Origin of the sequence: Nocardioides sp. (genome assembly GCF_047607185.1) — a bacterium.
In the GTDB taxonomy this organism is placed as follows: Bacteria; Actinomycetota; Actinomycetes; order Propionibacteriales; family Nocardioidaceae; genus Nocardioides.
On record NZ_JASGDQ010000087.1, the window covers coordinates 1 to 5,897 of the forward strand.

Sequence of the window (5,897 nt, forward strand, 5' to 3'; positions counted from 1 at the left end):
GCCGAGTCGGCAGAAGTGCGAGTCCCACAAGGGCCGAGTCGGCAGAAGTGCGAGTCCCACAAGGGCCGAGTCGGCAGAAGTGCTGGCGCCGGACCTGCACTTCTGCCGACTCGAGGTCTCTCAGACCTGCACTTCTGCCGACTCGAGGTCTCTCAGGCCGGCACTTCTGCCGACTCGTCAGCGGGGCAGGCCGAGCTTGGCTGCACAGCCCGGCCAGGCGCCGTAGCCACCGGAGGCGTCGCGGACCTTGGTCGCGATCCGGATCTGCTCCTCGCGGCTGGCGCTGCTGGGCAGGCCGGTGCCGCCGTACGCGTGCCAGGTGCCGAGGTTGAACTGCAGACCGCCGTAGTAGCCGTTGCCGGTGTTGATGTGCCAGTTGCCGCCGGCCTCGCACTGGGCGAGCCGGTCCCAGACCGAGCCGTCGGAGATCGCCGGGGCGGGCTTGGTGCCGACCGAGATCAGCTCGTCGACCGGCTCGTCGAGCACGCTCTGCGAGACGACCGTCCGGCTGGCCTCCTTGCCGTTGCGGTAGACGATCCGATAAATCACGTCGCGGCGACCGTCGGCACCCACGCGCTCGACGCTGCGCTGGCCGGTGTAGAGCGAGTCGTCGGACTTCTCGACGGTCTCGTAGGGGACGGTCTCGCCGGTCACCTTCTTGGTGGCGACCCGGAGCTTGGTCCAGGTGATGGTGGCGCCGTCGGTCAGCAGGGTGTCGGCCGCGGGCTTGACCTTGTCGTCGGCGTCGGGGCTCGCGCCGGCGAGCGCGAGCGCGTCAGCCACGGTTCGGGCGGTGACGGTCTGCTCGACCGGCTCGGCGCCGGCCAGCTTGAGGGTGACGTGCTTGGGCGTGGTGACCGCCAGCGCGAGCCCGTCGCGGCGGATGGTCGCGCTGCGGCTGACCGAGAGAGCGGCATTGGCGTAGCTGCGGCCGATCTGTGAGAGCGCGTCGTCGACGTCGGTCGCGGTGACCCAGTAGGTCTGCTCGGTGCCGTCGACGTCGAGGGTCAGCGGCCGGGCGAAGCGGACGCTGATCCGGGTGCCGTCCTGGATCTCGGCGTCCGGTGCGGGGGCGACGATGTCGCGCTCACCGACGGTGACGTCGGCCTCGCGGAGCACGTCGGCAACGGTGTTGCCGTGGGTCGAGAGCTGCTGGGAGGTGCCGTCGAGGGTGAGGGTCACGTCCTTGCCGAGGGCGACGTACCCGAGCGTGACACCACCGACCGCGACCGCCGCGACGGCGACCAGTCCGATGAGGAGGAGACGGCTCGAGGCGGCGAACCCGGCGGTGCGCGCGAAGGCGGTGCGAACAGACATAGCGCTCCACCCGAACACGATCCCGGGTCCGAAGGCAACTTCGCGGCGGGCAGTTCGAGACCTTTCGAGGGGCAATCAGGGACCTCTCGGCGGGCGATCCGAGACCTTTCGAGGGGCAGAGAGAGACCTCTCGGCGGGGGTTACCAGGGGCCGCCGAAAACCGCCTCGGTGTTGGCGTCGACCGCCGCGCAGAGGGTCTCGAGGTCCTCGCCGCGGACCTCGGCCATCAGCCGCAAGGTGTGCGGGATGAGGTAGGGCGAGTTCGTCTTACCGCGGTACGGCGACGGGGTCAGGAAGGGGGCGTCGGTCTCCACCAGCACCCGGTCCAGCGGGGTGATCGCCAGCGCCTCGCGCAGGTTGTCGGCGTTCTTGAAGGTGACGGTTCCGGCGAAGGAGAGGTGGGCGCCGCGGTCGAGGCACTCGCGTGCGAAGGCGGCGTCGCCGGAGAAGCAGTGCATCACCCAGCGGTCGGGAGGACCCTCGGCGTCGAGAGCGTCGATGACCGCCTGGTGGGCGTCGCGGTCGTGGATCTGCAGCGTCTTGTCATGCCGCTTGGCGATGTCGATGTGACGGCGAAAGGAGTGCTGCTGGGCGGCGATCCCCTCGGGGCCGGTCCGGAAGAAGTCGAGCCCGGTCTCCCCCACCGCACGGACCCGGTCGTGAGCCTGCGCGAGCGTCTCGATCTCGTCGATGGCCTCGTCGAGGGCGTCGCCGTGGAGGGGAGCGTCGTTGGGGTGCAGCGCCACTGCGGCGATCACCTGCTCCTGGGCCGCGGCCGCCTCGACCGCCCAGCGCGCCGAGGGCAGGTCGCAGCCGACCTGCACGATCCGGGCGATGCCCACCGCCGCGGCACGAGCCAGCGCCTCCTCCAGCGGCAGCACCTCGCCTTCGCGGGCGATGTCGAGATGACAGTGACTGTCCACCACGGGGTGCGGCAGCGGCTCCGGGGTCGGCGGGTAGGTCATGGCCTGTGCACCAGGTCGTAGACCTCGCGCTTGGGCACCCCGGCCTGCTTGGCCACCGTCACGATCGCTTCCTTCCGACTCACTCCCTCGGCCTCCAGCGAGGCCACCCTGTCACGCAGCGTCTCCGGGTCGGCCGGCGCGGAGGCCGCGACGGCACCCGACACCACGATGGTGACCTCGCCCCTGACCTCGCCGGCGGCCCAGTCCGCGAGCGAGGCGAGCGGCCCGCGCCGTACCTCCTCGTGGGTCTTGGTCAGCTCCCGGCACACCGCCGCCGCCCGCTCGTCGCCGAACGCCTCGGCCATCGCCGCTAGGGCTGCGTGGGTGCGGTGGGGCGCCTCGAAGAAGACCATGGTGCGCTCCTCGGCGGCCAGCGACGCCAGCCGCCGGGACCGCTCCCCCGCCTTGCGCGGCAGGAACCCCTCGAAGCAGAACCGGTCCACCGGCAGCCCGGAGACCGCCAGCGCGGTGAGTACGGCGGAGGGGCCGGGCACGGCGGTGACGGGTACGTCGGCCGCGACCGCCGCCGCGACCAGCCGGTAGCCGGGGTCGCTGACCGAGGGCATCCCGGCGTCGGTCACCAGCAGCACCCGCTCGCCGGCGAGCAGCGCCTCCAGGAGCGCCGGCGTACGCGCCGACTCGTTGCCCTCGAAGTAGGAGACCACCCGTCCTTGGACGGTCACGCCGAGCTCGCGGGTCAGCCGGGAGAGCCGGCGGGTGTCCTCGGCCGCCACCACGTCGGCCGTCGCCAGCTCGGTCGCCAGCCGAGGCGGCGCGTCCTCGACCCGCCCGATCGGGGTGGCGGCGAGGACGAGGGTGCCGGGCATGGCACCACCGTAGCGAGCCCAGGGAATCGCTAGTGGTCGCCTCCACGAAGTCGGCCTTCGCATCGGTGTAGGCCTCGCGGTCGTCGGCGTGGGCAGCGGCCAGCCTGGTCTTGAAGGCGCCGTAGGCGGCGGCACGATCCGGGTGGGTGCGGAGGTGGTCGCGGAACGCCAGCTCGTCCTCGAAGCGGGCCGACCACTCCGGATCGTGGGGCACGAGCCTGATCCGCTCGTCGGGCATGACTCCACCGTATCGGCCCGTAAGAGAGTGGCATCGCAAGGGCCACGACGGGCACGCACCGGCACGCGACACGCCGTCGGCGCGGCGTGTCGCCGGGACCAACGGCTACGACGTGGCCCTCCGCTCGCAGGCTAAGGTCTGGGGCGTGACGCTGCTCGACGAGTCCCGGGAGACCCTGTCGCGTACGGCGTCGGGCGCCAAGGTGCCGAGCGCGTGGGTCCGGGCGCGGGGGCTGCTCTATGGCAAGGACCCGGTGGTCGGCTGGTGCGCGGCGCTGGTCGTTGCTGGCATCGCGTTCGTGTTCCGGGTCTGGCATCTGGGTCAGCCGCGGCAGTTCGAGTTCGACGAGACCTACTACGCCAAGGACGCCTGGTCGCTGCTGCACTTCGGCTATCCGCGCGACTACGTCGACGGCGCCAACGACCAGGTCCTCGACGGCACCACCACGGGCATCTGGAAGGACAGCCCGGAGATGCTGGTCCACCCCGAGGTGGGCAAGTGGATGATCGCAATCGGGATCAAGCTGATGGGGATGGACCCGACCGGCTGGCGGATCTCCTCGGCGGTGGTCGGCGCGCTGATGGTGCTGGTGATCGTCCGGGTCGCCCGGCGGCTGACCGGGTCGACGCTGCTCGGCTGCGTCGCAGGACTGCTGCTCGCCTTCGACGGTCTGGAGTTCGTGCTCTCCCGGCTGGCGCTGCTCGACATCTTCCTGGCGTTCTTCACCCTCTGCGCCGTCGCGGCGATGATCAACGACCGGGACTGGTTCCGGTCCAGACTCGCCGACCGCCTCACCGAACAGGCAAAGGGCTGGGGGCCATGGGTGCTGTGGCGGCCCTGGCTGCTGGTCAGCGGCATCTGCTGGGGGCTGGCGATCGGGTCGAAGTGGACGGCCGCCTACCCGCTGGCCGCCTTCGGGATCATGGTCTGGCTCTGGTCGGCCGGGGCCCGCCGCTCCTTCGGCGTACGGTGGGCCACGGTCAGGAGCGCGGTGGCGGACGGCGTACCCGCCTTCCTGCATCTGGCCCCGGTCGCGCTGGCCGTCTACGTGCTGAGCTGGACCGGCTGGCTGATCCACGCGAACGTCTACGAGGAGCACCTGTCCTCGACGCAGTACACCCAGTACACCGGCCAGGGCCATTGCGGCGGCGACAAGAACGAGACCTACATCTCCGACTTCCCCGACACCAGCGCCCGCTGGCCGACCGCGACCGAGCCCGACGCGACCGGGCTGGGCGAGGTGGTCCAGTCGCTGCGATCGCTGTGGTACTACCACCAGGACGTCTACACCTTCCACACCCATTTCCTGAACTGCGCGAAGCACATCTACCAGTCCAATCCCGCCGGCTGGCTGCTGCTCAACAAGCCGGTCGGCGTCGCGGCAGACACCGGCATCGAGCCCGGCGACCGAGGCTGTCCCACCGACGCCCAGCCCGACTGCCTCAAGCAGGTGATCCTGTTGGGCAACCCGATGGTGTGGTGGGGTGGCGCATTGGCGACGCTGTTCGCGCTGCTGATGTGGGTCGGCACCCGGGACTGGCGCTTCGGCGTGCCGGTGGTCGGCGTACTCTCCACCTGGCTGCCGTGGTTCCTCTACAACGACCGGCCGATCTTCAGCTTCTACGCCATCGTGACGCTGCCGTTCCTGGTGCTCGCCGCGGCGCTCGCGATCGGCAAGATCATCGGCTCCTCCCCCGGCCCCTCGCGACGGCGCACCATCGGCGTGGTGGTCGCAGGCACGTACGTCGTGCTGGTGATCGTCAACTTCGCCTGGTTCTGGCCGATCTACACCAACCAGTTGCTCACCCACCAGGCGTGGCTGGACCGGATCTGGTTCCAACGCTGGATCTAGAAGCGCTGAGGGTCCTGGCCAGCTCCCGCCGCCAGGTCGTCAGCGACGAGGTCGCTGCCTCCCTCCGGTTCGCCACCGCGGCGGTGACCCGCAACGGCAAGCGCCAGACGGAGGCCCGAGCTCCGGAGGGGGCTCCCCGGTCGAGCCTCCTCTCCCGCGGCCGTTGTTAGACGCGCGGGCGTTGTTAGACGTCACGCACCCTGTTAGACGTGCTCTACGTCGTTAGACGCCGCCCGCGAAGGGCGTCTACACGGAGGATCGTCATGGCCGACCGCATCCCTCACCCGTACCGACCGGGGTTCAACCAGGCTCCGGCCGTCCTGGCCGGCCGAGAGGACATCCTCGACGCCGCCGCGGAAGCGCTGGAGGTGGCCGCCTTCGACAACCGTACGCCGCGCCCGCTGGCGCTGAGCCACGGATGCACCCGAATCCACGGTGGTTCCCGTCTGCGCTCCCGCCACGTCAGGAACCGCCAACAGCAAGCCCACCAACAGCGCCGGCCCTGCGCAGCATCGTACCGCTCGCCGCGACATCCGCCGCCGTCGCTCTCCCATGAGCCGAAGGTACTAGTAGCCTGTCGCGGCTAATTCGCTGCTATCGCGGCGCCCGGGCACGCACCTCGCGGCGTTGCCGACGCTCGACAGGCCACCAGCCTGCCTTCGCGCCGGCACCTTGCGAGGCACGCACCCGGACACCGC

General features: G+C 70.7%; 4 protein-coding genes and 1 pseudogene. 1 reads left to right on the plus strand and 4 read right to left on the minus strand.

Features of this window, described 5'->3' with window-relative positions; all coding sequences use genetic code 11:
- Positions 1-177: 177 nt before the first annotated feature.
- From QM595_RS10490 to QM595_RS10505, 4 genes and pseudogenes are all read right to left on the minus strand, one after another.
- Positions 178-1,317, minus strand: coding sequence for a transglycosylase family protein (locus tag QM595_RS10490; protein WP_415171494.1), 1,140 nt, complete (start codon positions 1,315-1,317; stop codon positions 178-180).
- Positions 1,318-1,457: 140 nt separating this feature from the next.
- Positions 1,458-2,282 carry a TatD family hydrolase gene (locus QM595_RS10495; protein WP_415171495.1) on the minus strand — a complete coding sequence of 275 codons (825 nt, stop codon included), beginning with the start codon at positions 2,280-2,282 and terminating at the stop codon, positions 1,458-1,460.
- Positions 2,279-3,109, minus strand: coding sequence for a 16S rRNA (cytidine(1402)-2'-O)-methyltransferase (gene rsmI / locus QM595_RS10500; RefSeq protein ID WP_415171496.1), 831 nt, complete (start codon positions 3,107-3,109; stop codon positions 2,279-2,281). Before rsmI ends, QM595_RS10495 begins: the two co-directional genes overlap by 4 nt.
- A 43-nt stretch (positions 3,110-3,152) precedes the next feature.
- A pseudogene (locus QM595_RS10505) lies at positions 3,153-3,347 on the minus strand (GrpB family protein); the annotation flags it as partial.
- Between QM595_RS10505 and QM595_RS10510 the strand changes: the two are divergent.
- A complete protein-coding gene (locus QM595_RS10510) occupies positions 3,346-5,199 on the plus strand; it encodes a dolichyl-phosphate-mannose--protein mannosyltransferase (protein ID WP_415171497.1) in 1,854 nt (617 codons plus the stop codon). The pseudogene QM595_RS10505 and the gene QM595_RS10510 sit on opposite strands and share 2 nt — an antisense overlap.
- Positions 5,200-5,897: the final 698 nt, after the last annotated feature.

What these genes read in the sequence shown, in the direction of transcription:
- QM595_RS10490 (WP_415171494.1), bottom strand. Translation starts at nt 1,317, where the DNA reads ATGTCTGTTCGCACCGCCTTCGCGCGCACCGCCGGGTTCGCCGCCTCG.
- QM595_RS10495 (WP_415171495.1), bottom strand. Translation starts at nt 2,282, where the DNA reads ATGACCTACCCGCCGACCCCGGAGCCGCTGCCGCACCCCGTGGTGGAC.
- rsmI (WP_415171496.1), bottom strand. Translation starts at nt 3,109, where the DNA reads ATGCCCGGCACCCTCGTCCTCGCCGCCACCCCGATCGGGCGGGTCGAG.
- QM595_RS10510 (WP_415171497.1), top strand. Translation starts at nt 3,346, where the DNA reads ATGACTCCACCGTATCGGCCCGTAAGAGAGTGGCATCGCAAGGGCCAC.